We start from the raw sequence: 19,362 nt of genomic DNA on the forward strand, positions 1-19,362 counted from the left end.
AGAATTATGAACACCTTCCCTGGATGCGCTGTTTCAATCTCACCACAGGCTTCATCATCTTGCGCTTTCTTTTCTAGAGCACTGATTTGTGATTCTGACAGGATAATTCCTTCTGTTGCGATTTTATCTTCAAACGCTTTTAGGCGTTTTGTAAAATTTTCGAGATTATGGCGCAGCCAAATAGAGCGAACGCCACTCCCCGAAACAAAAATGCCTTTTTTTCTTAGTTCATTACTACTGCGGTGTTGACCGTGTGCAGGGTATTCAATCGCATACTCAACTACAGCGCTTTCAATCTGTTCATCTACTCTATTTTTTACGTTAGGCACCCGTCGATTTTGATTAATTAAAGCGTCTATCTGTAGTGGTCAACTAAAATTGGCCACTACAGTTTGAGTCAATTAAGGGAAAGTGCACGGGTCTATCGGTTGCCGATTCTACTCCGATAGCTGTGTGTGATAACTTACGGATTCACCGGCATAAAGTCTTCGATGGGATAGCTGAACGAGGAAAAACCTCAACAGGTTGGTTTTTTGGTTTCAAACTTCATTTAATTATCAATCATTTGGGGGAAATACTCAGTTTTCGACTTACACCAGGAAACACAGATGATCGGAAACCATTACCTGAGCTGATAAAAGATCTTTCTGGTTGTTTGTATGCGGATAAAGGGTATTTAACCTGAGTTCGGGATAAGGATCCTAATTTTCTATCACATACACGAGTTTCGCACCAATAAAAAACGCTCTATTTTTAAGTTTAATTCAGCATAATATATAAATAGACAAAATCTTATAAATTTAAAGCAACTTATTGTAATTTAAACAAATTTATACGTTTTAGTAACTTGCAAATTAACCATTGCTTTTAAGCCATTTCTGGAATTTTATATGCCTGTGTGAAACTCGTGACATATTCAATAGTTAATTTAAATAATTACATAAAACAGTACTAATTTTGGTTTTTTTCATGATTTTAGTAGAGAAAAATAGCTTCTTTTCTAACCTGCTATCACTAAGAATTTTCCTGATTTTTTATCTTATTGATTTTAAAATATTTTTTTATAAATCGGCTATTTTTATTTTCTCGCAACTATCGCTTATCCCGAACTCAGGTTAAACTAGGGGAAATCCCTTATTTATTACGGTTAGAAGAACGGGATTTATCTGAGTATATGGATAAAAAGCTTATAAAAAACATAATGAGAGGCTGCTAATACTAAAAGAAAAGGGTGCATCCAATGTCACCCTTAATCATTAAGTACTACTGATGCAGTAAACGGGTATAAACAATTTTAAATTTATCATTCTGACAATGACCAACAACCTCATCTTTTGTGACATCTATCTGTTCAGTTGGTACAATTTCTAGTTTAAATGCATCCAAGGAAACGCCATTTTTAACTATTTTTTCTGAAATATTTTTCTTAACATCGTCACAAGATGACGCTAATGCCATCGTTGGTACTGCAAAACATAGCAATAAGCTTAATAAAAATATCTTTTTCATGTCCATTCCCTTAATGTTTAACGCGTATTTAAGGACGTATAGGTTGCCCTGTATTACTGTCCAAACAACGCTTAGTCTTAGATACCCAATAAGCATTTAATTTACCGCTTTTATAGCAAGCTTCACTTTCATCAATTGCTTTATCAAACTCCCTTTCTGTCCTCTGATTGACTTTTTTGCGTAACGACTTTGTTTCATTCCATTGTTCACTCTGTTCACGCGCTTGTTCTTTTATTAAGGCACTATTACCATCGTGAACAAATAATTCTACCGCAGAAACAGCTCCACTACACAAATAACAAGCCAATAAGGCTAATATCGATATACTTTTAGACATAATTTACCACCTTCTTTCTTGTTAGTACAAAAATATTTACCCAGGTTAAAGAGATCTTATTATAACAAAATATATTTAAAAATTATCAATTATCATTATAAAATGCTTTATCTACGCTTAAACCAGCAAAAGATTGGCAAACAGGCATCATTTCTAAAATATTAACATTAACATGCGTAGGTAAAGTTGAAACCCATAACAGCCTCAGCGATATCCTCTGCTGTTAAGGCCTCGGCGCCTTTATAAGTTCAGATACTTTTTTTACATTACCTTTAAACCGTATATTAAGAGAATTCTGTTCCAGATACCAAACCTAGCTCAATATCCGTTACCCTTATTTTTTTACCTTGTAAATCAGCTCGCAAATTTAAAGAAAATTGTTTCACAAATGCTTTAGTGGCACCATAAACATATGGCCAGTTAGCCGCAATAGAACCATGACCATGGTTGGCTGCCACCATTCCTGGTAATATTGCGCGGGTCATATGAACTAATCCTTTCACATTGGTATCAATCATAATATCCCAGTCATCTGTATCAGCCATTTCAGCAACATCTAAACCTAAAGCCAGCCCTGCATTATTTACCAACACATCAATTTTTTTGAAATTTAAGTTGTTCACTACATCATTAATAGCTTACTTATCCCTTATATCTAGCAGGATAGGGTGAAAATTTTTTCCTAGCTGTTGATGCAATTTTTTTAACCGTGTTTCCCGTCGAGCTGTACCAATTACAATGTAGCCATTAGCAATGAATTTTTTCGTTATCACTTCGCCGAAACCCGCAGTAACACCAGTGATAAAAATTATCATTATTAACCTTCTTTTGTTATCTTGATTCTAATTAGACGTAAGTAAAAAACCCCACATAAAAAGAGTCAAGAGATATCTTTTAAACATGCGAACTACTCAATGAAAGTTATATTCCGTCAAAAAAGAAAAACATTTAGAACATTAAATTAACAAATAGATAGAATAAACTTACACATACCTTATACTAGCTGAGTAAAAAACGCAGATAGCCACTAAATCAGTCATTCTAAAATGCTTTCAAGGAAAAATTTTATAATAGGATTTTTTTATGAAAAAAACTATCAAATTACTGCTCAAGATATTTTTTGCTTTACTCTTATCGATATTAATTTATTTTGCCTATTTAAAAATAAATAGTGATAAGTTATGGCAAACTATTAATCAACAATGTATTCCTGAATTTAAAAATGGCAGCTTACAATGGCCATGTATCAAAGTTGACCAACAACACCGATATGTTATTTATAAGGATATAAAGGGGCCATTACATGATTTATTATTACCATTAGACAAAATCTCTGGCATTGAAAGTCCTATTTTGCAACAAAAAAACACAGAAAATTATTTCATGTTAGCATGGCAAAATCGGCAGCTATTTATTAAATCAGCCAATAAACCCATCAACGAGCAATTTATTTCTCTCGCTATAAACTCAAAATATGGTCGCTCACAAGAACAATTACATATTCATTTAGCCTGTTTAAAAGCTGAAGTGTATCAAATAATAAAAGAAAATGAACACACCATAACCACGAGCTGGCAGCCTTTAAAACAAAGAATTAATAGTCATCAATACATAGCTATTAAAATTCCCGCGACAGACATAAATAAAATATCACCATTTAATTATCTAGAAAAATATGCCACAGAGCAGGGTGATAATATTGCCTATTATGGCTTAGTGATGATACCAAGCACGCAAAAAAATGAATTTATTTTGTTGGCGAGCCGATTAAAATTGCTCGATTTCAACCTTGGTTCAGCGGGTAAAATTCAAGATTATCAATGTAAATTAAGCGATAGTTAAAGCTATTTTATTCTTAAACATTAACAAAAAAGTGGCTAAAGTAATATATAATTAGTCGCTTTTAATATGCTATTAATATAAATTATCATTTAAAATAGTTATCGAATCCAATACATCACTACAACAAAATAACGCTTATATTGTTATCAAAGTAAAGTAGTAACGGTTCATGTTTTATAGTATAAAAAAATTAACTTGAACAATAAAAATAATAATTTATAAATTTTGCAACTCAGAATAAAAGTATAAAAATTATAACATAAGTCAATATTTTTGACCGAAGATGCATTGCAATATACTGAAACTAACTAATATAATGAATAATGATTAATTTTGTTGCAATTTAGCTATTTTATAATAGACAAAAAAATGTTATTTATTTTCTCAACAATAACAATCCGAGAGCATAAAAAGTGATTTAATTTAAAAATCAATCTACGTAATATTTTAATCAACCATTAATTAACAAAAAAACAAATATTTTAACACCAACATCCACTTTAAATTAAGTGAAACGATTAATAGCATAAAATTATTATGGAGATGACAAAAAATTTTTTTACTTTACGCATCATAAACTCTGCATTTAATGCTGTGCTAATTAATTAAAATCCGGTGGAGGACTATGTGCGATTAATCAATGTAGCAATTATTGCATGGTGCTTTTCTATCATCATGTATTCCACTGGATTCTTTTGGGTTTGCTTTAGCAGTGGATTAGTCTCTAGCCTGCTAATTATCTATTATTTTAGGAGAAATATTTTGTTTAAGAAACGGGAAATTGAAAGTACAGAAAACAAAAGTGACAAGAAAACTATTATATGCTCTGAAACTTGTTTCACCGGCGATATTGTCTCAGATGCAGATATACTTATTGATGGTAAATATATCGGCAATATTTTATGTAAAGAAAACACGGTTATTGTGACAAAAGCTGGCATAGTAACAGGCAGTATATTAGCCAAAAAATCGATTATCGATGGAAAAATTGATGGTCGTGTTGAATCAAATTTAATTGAAATTCAAAAAAATGGCATGATCGAAGGTGAAATTTATAGTGAAAATCTGTCTATTGAGGATGGTGGGTTCTTTATTGGCATATCGAAAAAAATTACAGTAGATCTAAACAAAAAAATACCAGAACGAAATAACGTGCAAGAGCATAAGAAACATCAAAAAATTGATGCCACCAATGCGATTGCCCTAAAAGAAAAGAAAGAAAAAGTTTCTTAATCACTTATCGAGCAGGGATCACTAGAAACATTAAATATGTTTCCAGTTGTAAAATTTACATTAGGACGATATATAATGAATAGAGTAAATAACGCTAATTATCAATCAACAGCAAAAATAGATCACTGTATTTATAACGATTCAAAAGCAAGACCCTGTTGGTCTTGCTAGAAAATTTAATCGCGTTACCAACAAAGTAGAAGTTTCATCAAATAAACCATTGATGACACCTGAAGATAAAATATATCTTAACCGTATGTTTGATCGCTGTTTTTCTTATGCCGAAAAATATGCTCACTTAAAGAAATAAAATAACAAACAGTCCAACAAAATGGATAAGCCGTTATTTTAACAACTGTTATTTATTGGTTGGACTGTTGTTAGTTGGCTATTTCCAGAAAAAATTTAAGTATACTTGAGTATATAACTAACGCCTGATTGACATATTGCTAGATTGATTGCATAACAAAGATTCGCATAATATCCACCGCCGTTATGTTGAATAGCCGTCTGCGAAAATTGTAGTGGTCAACTAAAATTGGCCACCCTACCTGACTGTTCACGGAACAGTCGCTCTGATTCGTTTGGCGTTAATCCACCGTTATACCAGTGAGGTCTTATATCGCTATAGTAGTGGGTTATAGCTAGGCGACTTAATTTTGATTACAAGGTGTGTTATGAGTTATACAATTGATTTTCGACGTAAAGTAATATCTGTAAGGAAAGCCGAAGGTTTAACAATTCGAGAAACTGCGAAACAATTCCGTATTGGAAAAGCGTCTTTAGTACGTTGGCTTAAACGACCAGAGCCAAAAAATTCAACGCCACGTAAGAGGAAGCTCGATAAAAATGCTTTATCAAAAGATGTGGAACAGTATCCAGATGCTTACCAAAAGGAACGGGCAGAGCGATTCGGTGTTTGTAAAAAGACTATTTGGCAATCCCTTAAAAAGCTGGGATTAACCTATAAAAAAAACTCTATTCCATCCAAAAACCAACGAAAGCGACAGGCTGGCACATCAGCAAAAAAGACAACAGTATGAAAAAAAAGATAAATCTGTTGTTTTTATTGATGAAAGTGGTTTTTCACATGACACTCCACGAACTCACGGCTATTCCCCAAAAGGTCACCGTTGTTTTGGCCTGAAAAACTGGGGTGCTAAGGGAAGAACAAATGTTATTGGCGCTTTATTGGGAACAACCCTTTTTGCTATCGGATTATTTGATTGCAATATTAACCGTGATGTTTTTTATGTTTGGATCACAAAAATATTGCTCCCAGAACTTCCTGAAAATTCTGTTATTTTTATGGACAACGCTAGCTTTCACAAAGGTAAGAATATTGAACAGGCAATTATAAACGCAGGACACCAGATAGAATATTTGCCTGTGTATTCACCAGATTTAAATCCTATAGAACATAAATGGTCTCAAGCTAAACGTAAAAAGATGGAAACAGGATGCACTATCGATGACCTGTTTTTAATACATATGCTGTAATCAAAATTAAGTCGCCTAGCTATATGTAGCGAATAATGGCTGACTGAGCAGTACTAAAGCTTTGGTAGCCAGTCGTTGGCACCCATTCGGTCTTCAGACTACGGAAGAATCGTTCCATCGGACTATTATCCCAACAATTCCCTCTGCGACTGATACTTTGGGTCATCTGATAACGCCACAATGCCTGCCTATACTGACGACTGGTATAATGACTTCCCTGATCACTATAAAATAGTTGCTGAATAGAGGCTTGTATTTTTTGTCACGCTATAGACAATAAAAAGAGGTTTAACTTAGAAAATAACGGTTTGAAATGATCAACAAAGAGCGGTTGTTACGAGATAATCGTTTATGTAAAGCAATCATTGGATTATCAGTCGAAGAATTGAAAAATTTAGCCGCTGAATTTTCAGCTTGTTATTTGATTTATCGGAAAAAGAATCGAAAAGATCACGAGCGGCAGATGGGTGCAGGGCAGAAAGGATTTATCCCAACCCCATTAGATAAACTGCTTTTTATTTTATTGTATTTAAAATGTTATCCGACCTATGATTTGCAAGGACTTCTTTTTGGTTTAGATAGAACACGGGTATGTCGCTGGGTAAAAATATTATTGCCGGTTTTAGAGATGACCTTGGGGCGAGAATGTGTTTTGCCCGCTCGTCAAATTCGCTCTGCTGAGGAATTTTTTCGCGCCTTTCCTGGAGTTAAAGACGTCTTTATTGATGGGACAGAGCGACCTGTCCAAAAGCCTAAGAATCTGCGTCGGCGAAAAAAAATGTATTCGGGAAAGAAAAGACGACAGACCACTCGAAAAGGGCTTATTATGACTGACGAAACGAGGAAAATTGGATTTATCCCCATGATCAAAAATGGGCGCCGTCACGATAAACGCTTACTCGATAAAGTCGATATAATTCGCCATATTCCCCCTGAGGTAACCATCTGGGCCGATACCGGTTTTCAAGGTATAGATAAACAGCATCCTAATACACAAATCCCAAAAAAAGGAACTCGAAAAAGACCTTTATCGCCTGAACAAAAACAAGAAAATAAAATAATCTCGGGCATCCGTATTACGGTTGAACACGCCATCGCGGGTATCAAGCGCCTCGGTTGTATGACCCAAATTTTACGGAATCGTAGACCCTTTATTGATGATATCTTTTTACTCCTTAGTGCCGGTCTTTGGAATTTCCATCTCAGAACAGCCTAAAATTTACTTCAATCACCAATACCCTTATTTCACTATTAAGCAACACGCTTTATGGAACATCACCTGTTTGGGATGCCCACGTAGTTCCCAAGCCATTTGTAGTGCTTTGGCGGTTAATTCTGAGTCTGGTGCAAATGACATTGCCCAGCCCACCGGTTTTCGGGCAAACAAATCCAATACCACAGCCAGATAGGCCCATCGTGAGCCTATCCAAATATAGGTTACATCGCCGCACCAAACCTGGTCAGGCTTTGTAACAGCGAACTGCCTATTGAGCAGATTTGGAATATCAATACGTTCATTTCCACCGCGGTTGTATTTATGTTTTCGCTCTTGGCAACTGACGATGATTAATTCTTTCATCAACTTACCCGCTAACCACCGCCCAAGTTTCACGTTGTGTGTATGGTAACCATCGTGGCGATAGTCCTTGCGCCAGCAGAGCCGCCACTAACGTTCCACGCTTCGCTGACTAGGCTAAGTTTTATTGTCCGCTCAATATCTGGCTCCTTAGGCCGACACCAATAGCGATAACTGCTTCGGTGAACATTAAAAATACGACACAAAGTTTCCACCGGATAAAGCACTCTTAGCTTTTCAACTACCGAAAATTTTTCAGTGAGTCGGACATTAAGAGCGCAGTAGCCTTTTTTAAGATGTCATTCTCCATTTCCAGCCGGTGGATTTTTTTCTTCATTTCTCTGAACTCAATTTGTTCAGGTGTTAATGGCAGACCAGGCGATGTTTTCCCTTGACGTTCTAAACGAAGGGCTCTTACCCACCGGCTAATCGCTGAAAGACTGACGTTCATGCCTTTCGCGGCTTCCTGGTAGGTGTAATTTTGGTCAAGGACTAATTTGGCGGTTTCACATTTAAATTCAGCATCGGCACCTATAAAAATTATGAGGTAAGCATATCACCTCAACTTAGGTGGCCAAATTTAGTATGCCACTACACATCATGTTTTATCTTGTAATGAATGGCATCGAGCCAGACAAAAGGATAGAGCGCCTCCAGAGGGTGTTGTTTGCCAGGCTTTTAATTCAGGGAGTAATTTGTCAGTAATATGCGTAATAGCTCCATCTGATATTTCCAGTCCATATAATTCTGCAACATGTTTTTGAATATCACGATAACTCATGCCTAATGCAAATAACGATAGGATTTTGTTATCAATATCCTCTGATAATTTTTCTGATTTTTCTTAATGAGCTGAGGCTCAAAAGCACCTGACCTGTCTCTGGGCGTTTTCAGTTCAAATTGACCTGATGTCGATTTAACCGTTTTTCGAGTATAGCCATTTTTACGCGTATCGATTGACCTTGTCGATAGGTAGTGTTCTATTTCTGCCTGCAGGGCAGCTTCGGTCAGCTGTTTTATGAGTGGTGTGAGTATTCCATCTGTACCGAGTAAATTTTTACCTGATTGTAATTGCTTCAACGCTTCATCAAAATTAAATGATTGATTTCTCATATGTCATACCTCTTTTTTTGAGTTTAAGATATGACACAGATTTTTGAACACTACCTAAACTCAACAAACCAACGGGCATCCATGATAGATTTGACGTATTGACGGGTGGGATTGTCTTTGTTTGTTACTATATAATCAATACGGCCGTTTTTGGCTGTAAATTTGAAAACAGTCACCCAACCGTAGCCTCGTAAGTGTATTGGAGTTCCTTCTTCTGAGATGTCTAACTTGTTCAGTTGTTTGTTATGGTTGACAATCTTGTTTTTCCTCAGCGTGGTTACCCAGACCCAACCATGAGAGCGAATTGATTTCAGATTATCCAGGCTAGAATACCAGGCATCCATCACTACCGCTTCTGCTATGATCCCTCTTTTTTTAGCAAGAGCGAGCATTTCGGAAAAGTGCGTGTTTTTTGTTTTTCCATCAGAATCTTTATCATAAATGCGATAATCAATAGAAATTGATTCAACGGTTGTTAAATTATGCCAAAGTAAATTAACTAAACCTATTGCCAGCAATAACATCATGTTCATTACCTGAATATTGATAATGGACCATCTCTATTTTTTTACTACGTGTTTTGGCAATCAATGTATCATCGGCAATTAGTACGCAAGGGCTTTTTTTGTCTATAGAAGGTTGAACTAATCGCCATAAGTCTTTAGGTCGAAAACATCTACTTTTTAGCCATCCGCTTTTCCAATACGGAATTGTTTCGCAGTTTCTCGAATTGTTAAACCTTCGGCTTTCCTTACAGATATTACTTTACGTCGAAAATCAATTGTATAACTCATAACACACCTTGTAATCAAAATTAAGTCGCCTAGCTATATCAGAAGTAAGCCCATCGCCTTTATCTCATGACACTGTTAGCGTCTTTAGTACGTTGGCTTAAACGACCAGAGCCAAAAAATTCAACGCCACGTAAGAGGAAGCTCGATAAAAATGCTTTAGCAAAAGATGTGGAACAGTATCCAGATGCTTACCAAAAGGAACGGGCAGAGCGATTCGGTGTTTGTAAAAAGACTATTTGGCAATCCCTTAAAAAGCTGGGATTAACCTATAAAAAAAACTCTATTCCATCCAAAAACCAACGAAAGCGACAGGCTGGCACATCAGCAAAAAAGACAACAGTATGAAAAAAAAGATAAATCTGTTGTTTTTATTGATGAAAGTGGTTTTTCACATGACACTCCACGAACTCACGGCTATTCCCCAAAAGGTCACCGTTGTTTTGGCCTGAAAAACTGGGGTGCTAAGGGAAGAACAAATGTTATTGGCGCTTTATTGGGAACAACCCTTTTTGCTATCGGATTATTTGATTGCAATATTAATCGTGATGTTTTTTATGTTTGGATCACAAAAATATTGTTCCCAGAACTTCCTGAAAATTCTGTTATTTTTATGGACAACGCTAGCTTTCACAAAGGTAAGAATATTGAACAGGCAATTATAAACGCAGGACACCAGATAGAATATTTGCCTGTGTATTCACCAGATTTAAATCCTATAGAACATAAATGGTCTCAAGCTAAACGTAAAAAGATGGAAACAGGATGCACTATCGATGACCTGTTTTTAATACATATGCTGTAATCAAAATTAAGTCGCCTAGCTATAACGCCAAACCAGAGTATCTTACACTGCTTACTTGTAAGAATGTTTTGTAGATATCTTTAATGCATGGATAAACTGACAAAATACAAACATCCTAATTTTTTCTTGTTTTGAACTTTATCCTTCTTTTTTGGAGCTTGCGAAACTCGTGGTTACCTAAAATCGATACCGTGACGGATGAGGTTGTCGTTTCTGCCTATGTATTTGAAGTCCAAACTGCCGAGCGTAATGGGTTAGGTTTGGCATTGGCTGCCAAATTAGTTTCCGGTAAATTTAATATTGGTATGGGTAAAGAAACCGGATTTGATAATTTTGTTCGCTTTAATTTAGGTTCATTAGATGCGCTGTATGAATTATTTCGTACTGACAGCAGTTTTCATGTGGTGAGTTCACCTAGATTAAGAGTGAAGAATGGGGCACAAGCATCATTTTCTGTTGGTTCTGATGTGCCTGTATTAGGTAAGGTTAGTTATTCTGATAATAAGCCTGTGCAGTCGATAGAATACCGTTCTAGTGGTGTTATCTTAAAATGTACGTCCGCAAATTCGGCAACAGGGCGTTGATTTAACCATTGACCAGCAATTATCAAATTTTGCCAAAACTGAAACGGGTTTTAATAACAGCCCAACGTTGATTAAACGTCAGGTCAATACGCAAGTGAGCGTTGCTGATGGCGATATTATTTTATTGGGCGGTTTGGCTGAAAATAAAGTAACAGAAGCCGATACCGGATTTTCGTTTTTGCCAAAAGGCTGGGTTTACCAGTGCTTCGACAGAAAATAATAAAACCGATATTTTAGTGATTTTGCAGGTGAAGAAGGTTCAACGATGAAGGCGGGCACGTACCACAGCGTTAGCGAGGAATGCTGCCTGTCTGAAGAGACGAAGCAACGTAGCTGGTAAGAGAGAATAAAACGTCGGTTTTGTTGTATTACATGTTACATGTAGTAGTGTTCAAAAATCTGTGTCATATCTTAAACTCAAAAAAAAGAGGTATGACATATGAGAAATCAATCATTTAATTTTGATGAAGCGTTGAAGCAATTACAATCAGATAAAAATTTACTCGGTACGGATGGAATACTCACACCACTCATAAAACAGCTGACCGAAGCTGCCCTGCAGGCAGAAATAGAACACTACCTATCGACAACGTCAATCGATACGCGTAAAAATGGCTATACTCGAAAAACGGTTAAATCGACATCAGGTCAATTTGAACTGAAAACGCCCAGAGACAGGTCAGGTGCTTTTGAGCCTCAGCTCATTAAGAAAAATCAGACAAAATTATCAGAGGATATTGATAACAAAATCCTATCGTTATTTGCATTAGGCATGAGTTATCGTGATATTCAAAAACATGTTGCAGAATTATATGGACTGGAAATATCAGATGGAGCTATTACGCATATTACTGACAAATTACTCCCTGAATTAAAAGCCTTGGCAACAACGCCCTCTGGAGGCGCTCTATCCTTTTGTCTGGCTCGATGCCATTCATTACAAGATAAAACATGATGGTCACTATATCAATAAGGCAATCTACACAGTACTTGGACTAACCACCGATGGGCATAAGGAATGGTTAGGACTCTATATGTCTGAAACAGAAGGAGCACATCATTGGCTGAGCGTTCTGACTTACATAACCGTGGTATACAAGATATTTTAATCGCTTGTGTTGACGGATTAAAAGGGTTTCCAGAAGCGATAGCCAGTATTTTCCCGCAGACAGAAGTTCAGCTCAGCAGCCGCTTTAGTATCTGCACGATAAACCGGCTTAAAATCAGCCATAAAGGCTTTTTGGTCTTTACTGGCAATATAACGTAAGCTATTGCGAATTTGATGAACTACGCATAGCTGACCCTTGATGAACTGGAAACGAAATGGGGTGAAAAATACCCGATAGTGCGAATCCTGGCGAAGTAAATGGGAGTTGCTCAATGCTTATTTTCGATACCCTAAAGCCATTAGAAAACCCATTTATACGACCAATGCAGTAGAGGCGGTTCATCGGCAGTTTAGGACATTAACTAAAACCAAAGGGGCTTTTCCTAATGAAAACAGCTTATTAAAATTACTCTATATTGGCATCAATCAGGTATTCAACAAATGGACTATGCCGATTAGTAACTGGGCGTTAACCATTGCTCAATTGTCCATCTATTTTAAAGGGCGCCTAGATGGTATAATCAAAATATAAAATCCCCTGACACAGAATTATGAACATCCTCGATTGTTAGAGTATTTTAACGAAATATGCGCATTCAACTATTTGAATAGCAAGACTTTCACTTTATTTCTTATCCCGAACTCAGGTTAAGTATAATACCTGATATTGAATATCAATAAGTATAATTATAAGATATAAATTGACTTAAATTAATAGGGACATTATTTCATGAATAATATAAATGTTTTTTCATCTATTTCTTCATCGGAGCGACAAGATCTCAATATTGTTAATAATGCTCCTGTTATTAAATCACAGTTACCGCAATCCCCTACGCCAAATGAAATGTTATTAAGTATGGTAGGTGAGGGAAAAACAGCGAAAATCAGCTATCAACAGGCAAACGAGGCTTTAGGAAGGGTGTTAACTGTTTTCCAAAACACAGAGAATCTGACATTAAAAAATATCGAGAAAGCATCAATTAACGATTTGTTTTTACTCTCATCAACCCTTAGTTTAAAGATATTCGGTGATACAGCAAATTCAGTAGCTAAGGCCAGTAAATTGATGACGGATACTCAAGCGTTTTTACGTGATCAAAACGTTAAGGCATTTCAAGAACAATTGGCAAAAAAAATTGAGCAATCCGAAAAAAATAAATGGTTAGTTCTTTTCGATTGGGTAGTTGGTGTGGCTGAAATAGCTTATGGCACGCTGTTGACTTGTCTTGGACAACCTGCGGGGCCAGTTTATATAGCCGCTGGTGTGGCGGGTATAGTCAAAGCTATTGCTAAAACAGCAATATATTTTGGCATAGGTGATAAAGAAATATGGCAAAAAGTGGCTGATACAGCATTTTACGTGCAAACAGTACTTGAAATTGGTGCAGTTATTTTAGATGTTTGTAAAGCCGGAGCATTAGTAACGTTAGGTAGAGGGATCATGAAAGGAACACAAGTTATTTTAAAAGAGATGATACCCCAATTAACTCAAGCAGTTTTAAAGAACTCAATAGCCGAAGGTTTCAAAATTATAAAGGTCTTCGCTGAGAAATTTTATGAGATGTTTGTTCGTGAAATAATTCCTTATATTAATCTTAAGTCAACGAAAAACGCTATACAAAAAGGTGCTGCCGTTTTAACTGGCGTGGCTAATGGTGGTCTAACCATTGCTAAAGGAAGTATTAATTTAGAAAAAGCTGGACTTCAAAAAGAGATTGAAGAGTTAATGCTTAAACAGAATTTCTTTGAATTTTGTTTTGACTGGTATGATAAAATGAAAGAACAGCAACAAAAAACGCTTAAAAATCTTGTAGATAAGCAAGCCGATAGTTTGGAAGCTGCGAGTAAAAACATCAGTGAGACAGGTATGCTACAGGCACGTATTGCTAGCTCAATTGTTTAGTAATTTAGTTTTCTTAGTAGAGTAGCCAATATTTTTTTGATGTCCGTCAGGACATGTAAGGCGGCAGATTGAAATCGCAAAGATAACCGAATGGAAAACCGCCGAAGCCAGAGCATCGGTGGTTAGTCCAAGTACTGTGTAGATTGCCTTATTGATATAGTGACCATCATGTTTTATCTTGTAATGAATGGCATCGAGCCAGACAAAAGGATAGAGCGCCTCCAGAGGGTGTTGTTGCCAGGCTTTTAATTCAGGGAGTAATTTATCAGTAATATGCGTAATAGCTCCATCTGATATTTCCAGTCCATATAATTCTGCAACATGTTTTTGAATATCACGATAACTCATGCCTAATGCAAATAACGATAGGATTTTGTTATCAATATCCTCTGATAATTTTGTCTGATTTTTCTTAATGAGCTGAGGCTCAAAAGCACCTGACCTGTCTCTGGGCGTTTTCAGTTCAAATTGACCTGATGTCGATTTAACCGTTTTTCGAGTATAGCCATTTTTACGCGTATCGATTGACCTTGTCGATAGGTAGTGTTCTATTTCTGCCTGCAGGGCAGCTTCGGTCAGCTGTTTTATGAGTGGTGTGAGTATTCCATCCGTACCGAGTAAATTTTTACCTGATTGTAATTGCTCCAACGCTTCATCAAAATTAAATGATTGATTTCTCATATGTCATGCCTCTTTTTTTTGAGTTTAAGATATGACACAGATTTTTGAACACTACCGTATATAATTATCTATTTCTTCTAATAAATTTAATCCTTAATATTTATTATCTGCCATTTCATCTTTTTTATTCTGTTGTAATGTTATATTCACGGATTTACTATCGTTAATTAGTTTAAGAATGGTGGATATATGTGTCCAATTTGGAGCTCTTGGGTCATCATAAAGTTTATTTTTATCATCGATAACGTCAAACATATAACTTTCGTGAATATCTGTGTTTAATAAAATTTTTTGTAATTCTTCATCGCTTTCAAGGAAAAAATGAACTATAGGCATAATATCGTCCATCCCAAAGTTATCTGTTTCTATTTTATTTTCTATGTATTCTTTAAAAGAACATGATGTTTTTTCTAATTTTTTTTTTAATTCAATGTTATCTGGAACATTTAAATAGTTAGAGCTATTTTCTATTGTATAACGAATAGCTACTTCTTTGAGATTATTTAATATATTGATATTAAAATATTTTAATTCACTTATGATTTTGTAATTATTATCTACTATTTTTTTATAGCTATCATGTTCTTTAATTTCTGAGAATTTTTTTTTGAATTTTTCAAAATACTCTCTTTTACTAAGGTTAGCCAGTTCGATACGTGAATCAATAATTTCATCACCGTTTCTGTCTAATTTACTAATATATATATTATATTCACATTGATATATCTTATTTTTTCTACAAGGAGAAAAATACATGTCCCTCTGATAATCTTTTTTTATATCACCAAAAGAAAGGGGCATAGCTTTAAATACAGAAAAGGCCATATTAAATAATTCTTTTTTTTCTTCTGCTCTTGCTTCGAACAAAGACCTCTTCAATCCAAAGGTTATTATTTGATAGAAAAAGTTTTTTATATAGAGTAACGTATTATTCTTATCATTTTCTTTTAAATTAATAATGTTATTATTAATGAATATGTTGGTCGCATTATGTATTTTGATAGACATAGGCAGGTTCCTTTTATTTTAAGTATATTCAGTAGGTAGGTTGATAACTTAAGATTTAAGTATAATTTTTTATGCTACACCTTTCATCACAATTCCTCAAAAATAAATGATCCAGATTTGAAACCCTGAATTTATTATTAAAGTTCGCACAATCACTATTATGTTAAATGTAAGTCGATTTTAAGTAATCACGAGTTTCACATCAATAAAAAAACGCTTTATTTTTAAGTTTAATTCAGCATAATATATAAATAGACAAAATCTTATAAATTAAAAGCAACTTATTTGTAATTTAAACAAATTTATACGTTTTAGTAACTTGCAAATTAACCATCGCTTTTAAGCCATTTCTGGAATTTTATATGCCTGTGCGAAACTCGTGAAATGTGATCCTTCAGTTGCTCATTATGATTTTAAATCATGGGATGATCTTTTTACAAGAGAGTTCCGGCAAGGCGTTCGCCCTATTCTCAAGCGCTTAGCATGGGATTCGGATCCTGAGGCTCCTAAAATCGCAGGGATATATTAATGAATTTGCTACTAGAGCGCTGATATTTATTGAAGCTGATGAACCAACAATTAGTCTTATGTGTTTTATGGCGGTAGGTATGGCTGAAGTATCAACCTGCGAAATTACAGTTTATGAAGGACAACATATAACAAAAAGTCAAAAAATTGGCTTGTTCCATTTTGGTGGTTCTACTTCAGAGTTTCGCACAAACCTAATTTGGGTATACAATAACCCCCCTCTGCTGAGCTGCTCAGCAATAGCATTTTTGATTACATGCCAATTTTGTTGATAAAGAGTTATTTTTTCAGATATACGGCGTTTATGTTGTTCAAACCACGCAGAAATTGCGAGAAAAATATGATTTCTTTGCGCCCGACTCGTGCGAGCCTGACAGCGTTCAATACCACAATTTTGTTTAACTTTTCGATGATAAACTTCAACAGACCAACGGGCATCTATGATAGATTTGACGTATTCACGGGTGGGATTTTCTTTGTTTGTTACTAAGTAATCAATACGGCCGTTTTTGGCTATAAATTTGAAAACTGTCACCCAACCATAACCTCGTAAGTGTATTAAGGTTCCTTCTTCTGAGATGTCTAACTTGTTCAGTTGTTTGTTATGGTTAACAATCCTGTTTTTCCTCAGTGTAGTGGTCAACTAAAATTGGCCACCCTACCTGATTGTTCACGGAACAGTCGCTCTGATTCGTTTGGCGTTAATCCACTTAAGAAAATCTTCGGTAATTTAGCCGAATTACAAGCTGATTTAGACAAATGGTTAGACGAATAACAATAACTAACGCACTCATCAAGGAAAAATGTGTTGCGGTCGAACGCCTATGGCAACTTTATACGAGGGAAAACAACTTTGGCGAGAAAAAGATTTAAATCAAATTTAACCTGACAGATACTGTATAAATAACCGGTAACTGTCAGATTAAGTATGAGCTACTACATCTCTAATGATGCCATATTAAAAATACAACGCCCAGTAAAAGTTCAGCCGATTGACAGAGTTTGGTACGCGAATGAAAAACAACAAGTACAATACGCTTGCCCTCTTCCACTTTTATCCTTTAGTAGTGATACAAACCATTTGACAAAATTAGGTACGCTTTCTGACTATGAAATTAATAATATAAAAATAAAACATAAGCCAAAAATTAAAATTAATTATTGCTCGATTACATCTTTATCAAGAAATTTAAGTAAAAAAAAGAGGGTGTTCATAATTCTGTGTCAGGGGATTTTATATTTTGATTATACCATCTGGCGCCCTTTAAAATAGATGGACAATTGAGCAATGGTTGACGCCCAGTTACTAATCGGCATAGTCCATTTGTTGGATACCTGATTGATGCCAATATAGAGTAATTTTAATAAGCTGTTTTCATTAGGAAAAGCCCCTTTGGTTTTAGTTAATGTCCTAAACTGCCGATGAACCGCCTCTACTGCATTGGTCGTATAAATGGGTTTTCTAATGGCTTTAGGGTATCGAAAATAAGCACTGAGCAACTCCCATTTACTTCGCCAGGATTCTAGCACTATCGGGTATTTTTCACCTCATTTCGTTTCCAGTTCATCAAGGGCAAGCTCAGCAGCCGCTTTAGTATCTGCACGATAAACCGGCTTTAAATCAGCCATAAAGGCTTTTTGGTCTTTACCGGCAATATAAAGCTATTGCGAATTTGATGAACTATAGCTAGGCGACTTAATTTTGATTACAAGGTGTGTTATGAGTTATACAATTGATTTTCGACGTAAAGTAATATCTGTAAGGAAAGCCGAAGGTTTAACAATTCGAGAAACTGCGAAACAATTCCGTATTGGAAAAGCGTCTTTAGTACGTTGGCTTAAACGACCAGAGCCAAAAAATTCAACGCCACGTAAGAGGAAGCTCGATAAAAATGCTTTAGCAAAAGATGTGGAACAGTATCCAGATGCTTACCAAAAGGAACGGGCAGAGCGATTCGGTGTTTGTAAAAAGACTATTTGGCAATCCCTTAAAAAGCTGGGATTAACCTATAAAAAAAACTCTATTCCATCCAAAAACCAACGAAAGCGACAGGCTGGCACATCAGCAAAAAAGACAACAGTATGAAAAAAAAGATAAATCTGTTGTTTTTATTGATGAAAGTGGTTTTTCACATGACACTCCACGAACTCACGGCTATTCCCCAAAAGGTCACCGTTGTTTTGGCCTGAAAAACTGGGGTGCTAAGGGAAGAACAAATGTTATTGGCGCTTTATTGGGAACAACCCTTTTTGCTATCGGATTATTTGATTGCAATATTAATCGTGATGTTTTTTATGTTTGGATCACAAAAATATTGCTCCCAGAACTTCCTGAAAATTCTGTTATTTTTATGGACAACGCTAGCTTTCACAAAGGTAAGAATATTGAACAGGCAATTATAAACGCAGGACACCAGATAGAATATTTGCCTGTGTATTCACCAGATTTAAATCCTATAGAACATAAATGGTCTCAAGCTAAACGTAAAAAGATGGAAACAGGATGCACTATCGATGACCTGTTTTTAATACATATGCTGTAATCAAAATTAAGTCGCCTAGCTATACGCATAGCTGAACTTCTGTCTGCGGGAAAATACTGGCTATCGCTTCTGGAAACCCTTTTAATCCGTCAACACAAGCGATTAAAATATCTTGTATACCACGGTTATGTAAGTCAGTCAGAACGCTCAGCCAATGATGTGCTCCTTCTGTTTCAGACATATAGAATCCTAACCATTCCTTATGCCCATCGGTGGTTAGTCCAAGTACTGTGTAGATTAAAATAGTTGCTGAATAGAGACTTGCATTTTTTGTCACGCTATAGACAATAAAAAGAGG

The 19,362-nt window shown here is 35.6% G+C and carries 17 protein-coding genes and 15 pseudogenes; 17 read left to right on the top strand and 15 right to left on the bottom strand.

The window, feature by feature from the left end:
• Positions 1-17 precede the first annotated feature (17 nt).
• Positions 18-359, bottom strand: a pseudogene (locus AYJ55_RS09215) (IS481 family transposase); the annotation flags it as partial.
• 32 nt (positions 360-391) lie between these two features.
• Between AYJ55_RS09215 and AYJ55_RS09220 the strand changes: the two are divergent.
• Positions 392-682: pseudogene (locus AYJ55_RS09220) on the top strand (transposase); the annotation flags it as partial.
• Positions 683-1,263: 581 nt separating this feature from the next.
• On the opposite strand, the gene AYJ55_RS09225 reads toward AYJ55_RS09220, so the two are convergent.
• The 3 genes and pseudogenes from AYJ55_RS09225 to AYJ55_RS09235 all read right to left on the bottom strand — a co-directional run bounded on the left by AYJ55_RS09225 (position 1,264) and on the right by AYJ55_RS09235 (position 2,661).
• The gene (locus AYJ55_RS09225) at positions 1,264-1,509 is read right to left on the bottom strand and encodes a DUF1161 domain-containing protein (RefSeq protein ID WP_063655805.1); all 246 of its coding nucleotides are present in this window, start codon (positions 1,507-1,509) and stop codon (positions 1,264-1,266) included.
• Between the two features lie 28 nt (positions 1,510-1,537).
• Positions 1,538-1,846, bottom strand: a complete 309-nt coding sequence (locus tag AYJ55_RS09230; RefSeq protein ID WP_063655807.1) for a DUF1283 domain-containing protein — start codon at positions 1,844-1,846, stop codon at positions 1,538-1,540.
• An 85-nt stretch (positions 1,847-1,931) separates the two neighbouring features.
• A pseudogene (locus AYJ55_RS09235) lies at positions 1,932-2,661 on the bottom strand (SDR family NAD(P)-dependent oxidoreductase).
• A 268-nt stretch (positions 2,662-2,929) separates the two neighbouring features.
• Between AYJ55_RS09235 and AYJ55_RS09240 the strand changes: the two are divergent.
• From AYJ55_RS09240 to AYJ55_RS09255, 4 genes are all read left to right on the top strand, one after another.
• Positions 2,930-3,688: a CDP-diacylglycerol diphosphatase gene (locus AYJ55_RS09240; protein WP_063655809.1), complete on the top strand. Its 759-nt coding sequence runs from the start codon at positions 2,930-2,932 to the stop codon at positions 3,686-3,688.
• Positions 3,689-4,450: 762 nt separating this feature from the next.
• On the top strand, positions 4,451-4,921 hold the full coding sequence (locus tag AYJ55_RS09245; protein ID WP_063655811.1) for a bactofilin family protein: 471 nt from the start codon (positions 4,451-4,453) through the stop codon (positions 4,919-4,921).
• A 677-nt stretch (positions 4,922-5,598) separates the two neighbouring features.
• On the top strand, positions 5,599-5,964 hold the full coding sequence (locus tag AYJ55_RS09250) for an IS630 transposase-related protein (protein WP_063655295.1): 366 nt from the start codon (positions 5,599-5,601) through the stop codon (positions 5,962-5,964).
• Entirely contained in the window at positions 5,933-6,421 is a 489-nt protein-coding gene (locus AYJ55_RS09255) for an IS630 family transposase (RefSeq protein ID WP_063653499.1), read from the top strand. The genes AYJ55_RS09250 and AYJ55_RS09255 overlap by 32 nt, the downstream gene beginning before the upstream one ends.
• 22 nt (positions 6,422-6,443) lie before the next feature.
• On the opposite strand, the pseudogene AYJ55_RS25555 reads toward AYJ55_RS09255, so the two are convergent.
• Positions 6,444-6,656: pseudogene (locus AYJ55_RS25555) on the bottom strand (integrase core domain-containing protein); the annotation flags it as partial.
• A gap of 78 nt (positions 6,657-6,734) precedes the next feature.
• Between AYJ55_RS25555 and AYJ55_RS09260 the strand changes: the two are divergent.
• Complete coding sequence (locus AYJ55_RS09260; RefSeq protein ID WP_063655813.1) at positions 6,735-7,637, top strand: transposase family protein; 903 nt, start codon at positions 6,735-6,737, stop codon at positions 7,635-7,637.
• 51 nt (positions 7,638-7,688) lie between these two features.
• Here the strand turns inward: AYJ55_RS09260 and AYJ55_RS32930 are convergent.
• The 4 genes and pseudogenes from AYJ55_RS32930 to AYJ55_RS09285 form a co-directional block, all read right to left on the bottom strand.
• A pseudogene (locus tag AYJ55_RS32930) lies at positions 7,689-8,541 on the bottom strand (IS3 family transposase); the annotation flags it as partial.
• A 54-nt stretch (positions 8,542-8,595) separates the two neighbouring features.
• Entirely contained in the window at positions 8,596-8,778 is a 183-nt protein-coding gene (locus tag AYJ55_RS34540; protein WP_063655817.1) for a transposase, read from the bottom strand.
• A 2-nt stretch (positions 8,779-8,780) separates the two neighbouring features.
• Entirely contained in the window at positions 8,781-9,110 is a 330-nt protein-coding gene (locus tag AYJ55_RS34545; RefSeq protein WP_063655819.1) for a transposase, read from the bottom strand.
• Positions 9,111-9,169: 59 nt separating this feature from the next.
• A pseudogene (locus AYJ55_RS09285) lies at positions 9,170-9,806 on the bottom strand (transposase); the annotation flags it as partial.
• Between the two features lie 164 nt (positions 9,807-9,970).
• On the opposite strand from AYJ55_RS09285, the gene AYJ55_RS09290 reads away from it, so the two are divergent.
• From AYJ55_RS09290 to AYJ55_RS28525, 4 genes and pseudogenes are all read left to right on the top strand, one after another.
• Positions 9,971-10,249, top strand: a complete 279-nt coding sequence (locus AYJ55_RS09290; RefSeq protein WP_063655822.1) for an IS630 transposase-related protein — start codon at positions 9,971-9,973, stop codon at positions 10,247-10,249.
• Positions 10,218-10,706: an IS630 family transposase gene (locus tag AYJ55_RS09295; RefSeq protein WP_222703474.1), complete on the top strand. Its 489-nt coding sequence runs from the start codon at positions 10,218-10,220 to the stop codon at positions 10,704-10,706. Before AYJ55_RS09290 ends, AYJ55_RS09295 begins: the two co-directional genes overlap by 32 nt.
• A 182-nt stretch (positions 10,707-10,888) precedes the next feature.
• Positions 10,889-11,559, top strand: a pseudogene (locus AYJ55_RS35130) (type II secretion system protein GspD); the annotation flags it as partial.
• 170 nt (positions 11,560-11,729) lie between these two features.
• Positions 11,730-12,473: pseudogene (locus tag AYJ55_RS28525) on the top strand (IS256 family transposase); the annotation flags it as partial.
• On the opposite strand, the pseudogene AYJ55_RS28540 reads toward AYJ55_RS28525, so the two are convergent.
• Positions 12,468-12,590, bottom strand: a pseudogene (locus AYJ55_RS28540) (transposase); the annotation flags it as partial. The pseudogenes AYJ55_RS28525 and AYJ55_RS28540 overlap by 6 nt on opposite strands.
• Between AYJ55_RS28540 and AYJ55_RS28545 the strand changes: the two are divergent.
• A pseudogene (locus AYJ55_RS28545) lies at positions 12,588-12,930 on the top strand (transposase); the annotation flags it as partial. The pseudogenes AYJ55_RS28540 and AYJ55_RS28545 overlap by 3 nt on opposite strands.
• Before the next feature lie 198 nt (positions 12,931-13,128).
• Complete coding sequence (sctE, locus tag AYJ55_RS09310) at positions 13,129-14,304, top strand: type III secretion system translocon subunit SseC family protein (RefSeq protein ID WP_063655825.1); 1,176 nt, start codon at positions 13,129-13,131, stop codon at positions 14,302-14,304.
• A gap of 123 nt (positions 14,305-14,427) precedes the next feature.
• On the opposite strand, the pseudogene AYJ55_RS09315 reads toward sctE, so the two are convergent.
• Together AYJ55_RS09315 and AYJ55_RS30635 are read right to left on the bottom strand one after the other, a co-directional pair.
• A pseudogene (locus tag AYJ55_RS09315) lies at positions 14,428-14,985 on the bottom strand (transposase); the annotation flags it as partial.
• A gap of 93 nt (positions 14,986-15,078) precedes the next feature.
• On the bottom strand, positions 15,079-15,993 hold the full coding sequence (locus AYJ55_RS30635; protein WP_063655829.1) for a hypothetical protein: 915 nt from the start codon (positions 15,991-15,993) through the stop codon (positions 15,079-15,081).
• A gap of 596 nt (positions 15,994-16,589) precedes the next feature.
• Between AYJ55_RS30635 and AYJ55_RS35820 the strand changes: the two genes are divergently transcribed.
• The gene (locus tag AYJ55_RS35820; RefSeq protein ID WP_425393787.1) at positions 16,590-16,793 is read left to right on the top strand and encodes a phosphatidylserine decarboxylase; all 204 of its coding nucleotides are present in this window, start codon (positions 16,590-16,592) and stop codon (positions 16,791-16,793) included.
• On the opposite strand, the pseudogene AYJ55_RS32945 reads toward AYJ55_RS35820, so the two are convergent.
• A pseudogene (locus AYJ55_RS32945) lies at positions 16,748-17,158 on the bottom strand (transposase); the annotation flags it as partial. The gene AYJ55_RS35820 and the pseudogene AYJ55_RS32945 sit on opposite strands and share 46 nt — an antisense overlap.
• A gap of 75 nt (positions 17,159-17,233) precedes the next feature.
• Between AYJ55_RS32945 and AYJ55_RS32950 the strand changes: the two are divergent.
• A pseudogene (locus tag AYJ55_RS32950) lies at positions 17,234-17,405 on the top strand (IS481 family transposase); the annotation flags it as partial.
• A 44-nt stretch (positions 17,406-17,449) separates the two neighbouring features.
• On the top strand, positions 17,450-17,794 hold the full coding sequence (locus tag AYJ55_RS25585) for a DNA replication terminus site-binding protein (protein ID WP_245677319.1): 345 nt from the start codon (positions 17,450-17,452) through the stop codon (positions 17,792-17,794).
• Here AYJ55_RS25585 and AYJ55_RS25590 read toward each other — a convergent pair.
• Positions 17,779-18,215, bottom strand: a pseudogene (locus AYJ55_RS25590) (transposase); the annotation flags it as partial. The gene AYJ55_RS25585 and the pseudogene AYJ55_RS25590 sit on opposite strands and share 16 nt — an antisense overlap.
• A gap of 26 nt (positions 18,216-18,241) precedes the next feature.
• Here AYJ55_RS25590 and AYJ55_RS09345 point away from each other — a divergent pair.
• Together AYJ55_RS09345 and AYJ55_RS09350 are read left to right on the top strand one after the other, a co-directional pair.
• Entirely contained in the window at positions 18,242-18,607 is a 366-nt protein-coding gene (locus AYJ55_RS09345) for an IS630 transposase-related protein (RefSeq protein ID WP_063653415.1), read from the top strand.
• Entirely contained in the window at positions 18,576-19,064 is a 489-nt protein-coding gene (locus tag AYJ55_RS09350; RefSeq protein ID WP_063653499.1) for an IS630 family transposase, read from the top strand. Before AYJ55_RS09345 ends, AYJ55_RS09350 begins: the two co-directional genes overlap by 32 nt.
• A gap of 22 nt (positions 19,065-19,086) precedes the next feature.
• Here the strand turns inward: AYJ55_RS09350 and AYJ55_RS25595 are convergent.
• Positions 19,087-19,302: pseudogene (locus tag AYJ55_RS25595) on the bottom strand (transposase); the annotation flags it as partial.
• Positions 19,303-19,362 lie beyond the last annotated feature (60 nt).

It is taken from the genome of Candidatus Arsenophonus triatominarum, assembly GCF_001640365.1.
Classification (GTDB): Bacteria; Pseudomonadota; Gammaproteobacteria; order Enterobacterales; family Enterobacteriaceae; genus Arsenophonus; species Arsenophonus triatominarum.

Coding starts and splice junctions, on each gene's coding strand:
- AYJ55_RS34545 (WP_063655819.1), bottom strand. CDS start 9,110: ATGAGAAATCAATCATTTAATTTTGATGAAGCGTTGAAGCAATTACAA.
- AYJ55_RS34540 (WP_063655817.1), bottom strand. CDS start 8,778: ATGAGTTATCGTGATATTCAAAAACATGTTGCAGAATTATATGGACTG.
- AYJ55_RS30635 (WP_063655829.1), bottom strand. CDS start 15,993: ATGTCTATCAAAATACATAATGCGACCAACATATTCATTAATAATAAC.
- AYJ55_RS09260 (WP_063655813.1), top strand. CDS start 6,735: ATGATCAACAAAGAGCGGTTGTTACGAGATAATCGTTTATGTAAAGCA.
- sctE (WP_063655825.1), top strand. CDS start 13,129: ATGAATAATATAAATGTTTTTTCATCTATTTCTTCATCGGAGCGACAA.
- AYJ55_RS25585 (WP_245677319.1), top strand. CDS start 17,450: ATGAGCTACTACATCTCTAATGATGCCATATTAAAAATACAACGCCCA.
- AYJ55_RS09250 (WP_063655295.1), top strand. CDS start 5,599: ATGAGTTATACAATTGATTTTCGACGTAAAGTAATATCTGTAAGGAAA.
- AYJ55_RS09230 (WP_063655807.1), bottom strand. CDS start 1,846: ATGTCTAAAAGTATATCGATATTAGCCTTATTGGCTTGTTATTTGTGT.
- AYJ55_RS09345 (WP_063653415.1), top strand. CDS start 18,242: ATGAGTTATACAATTGATTTTCGACGTAAAGTAATATCTGTAAGGAAA.
- AYJ55_RS09290 (WP_063655822.1), top strand. CDS start 9,971: ATGACACTGTTAGCGTCTTTAGTACGTTGGCTTAAACGACCAGAGCCA.
- AYJ55_RS09225 (WP_063655805.1), bottom strand. CDS start 1,509: ATGAAAAAGATATTTTTATTAAGCTTATTGCTATGTTTTGCAGTACCA.
- AYJ55_RS09240 (WP_063655809.1), top strand. CDS start 2,930: ATGAAAAAAACTATCAAATTACTGCTCAAGATATTTTTTGCTTTACTC.
- AYJ55_RS35820 (WP_425393787.1), top strand. CDS start 16,590: ATGGCGGTAGGTATGGCTGAAGTATCAACCTGCGAAATTACAGTTTAT.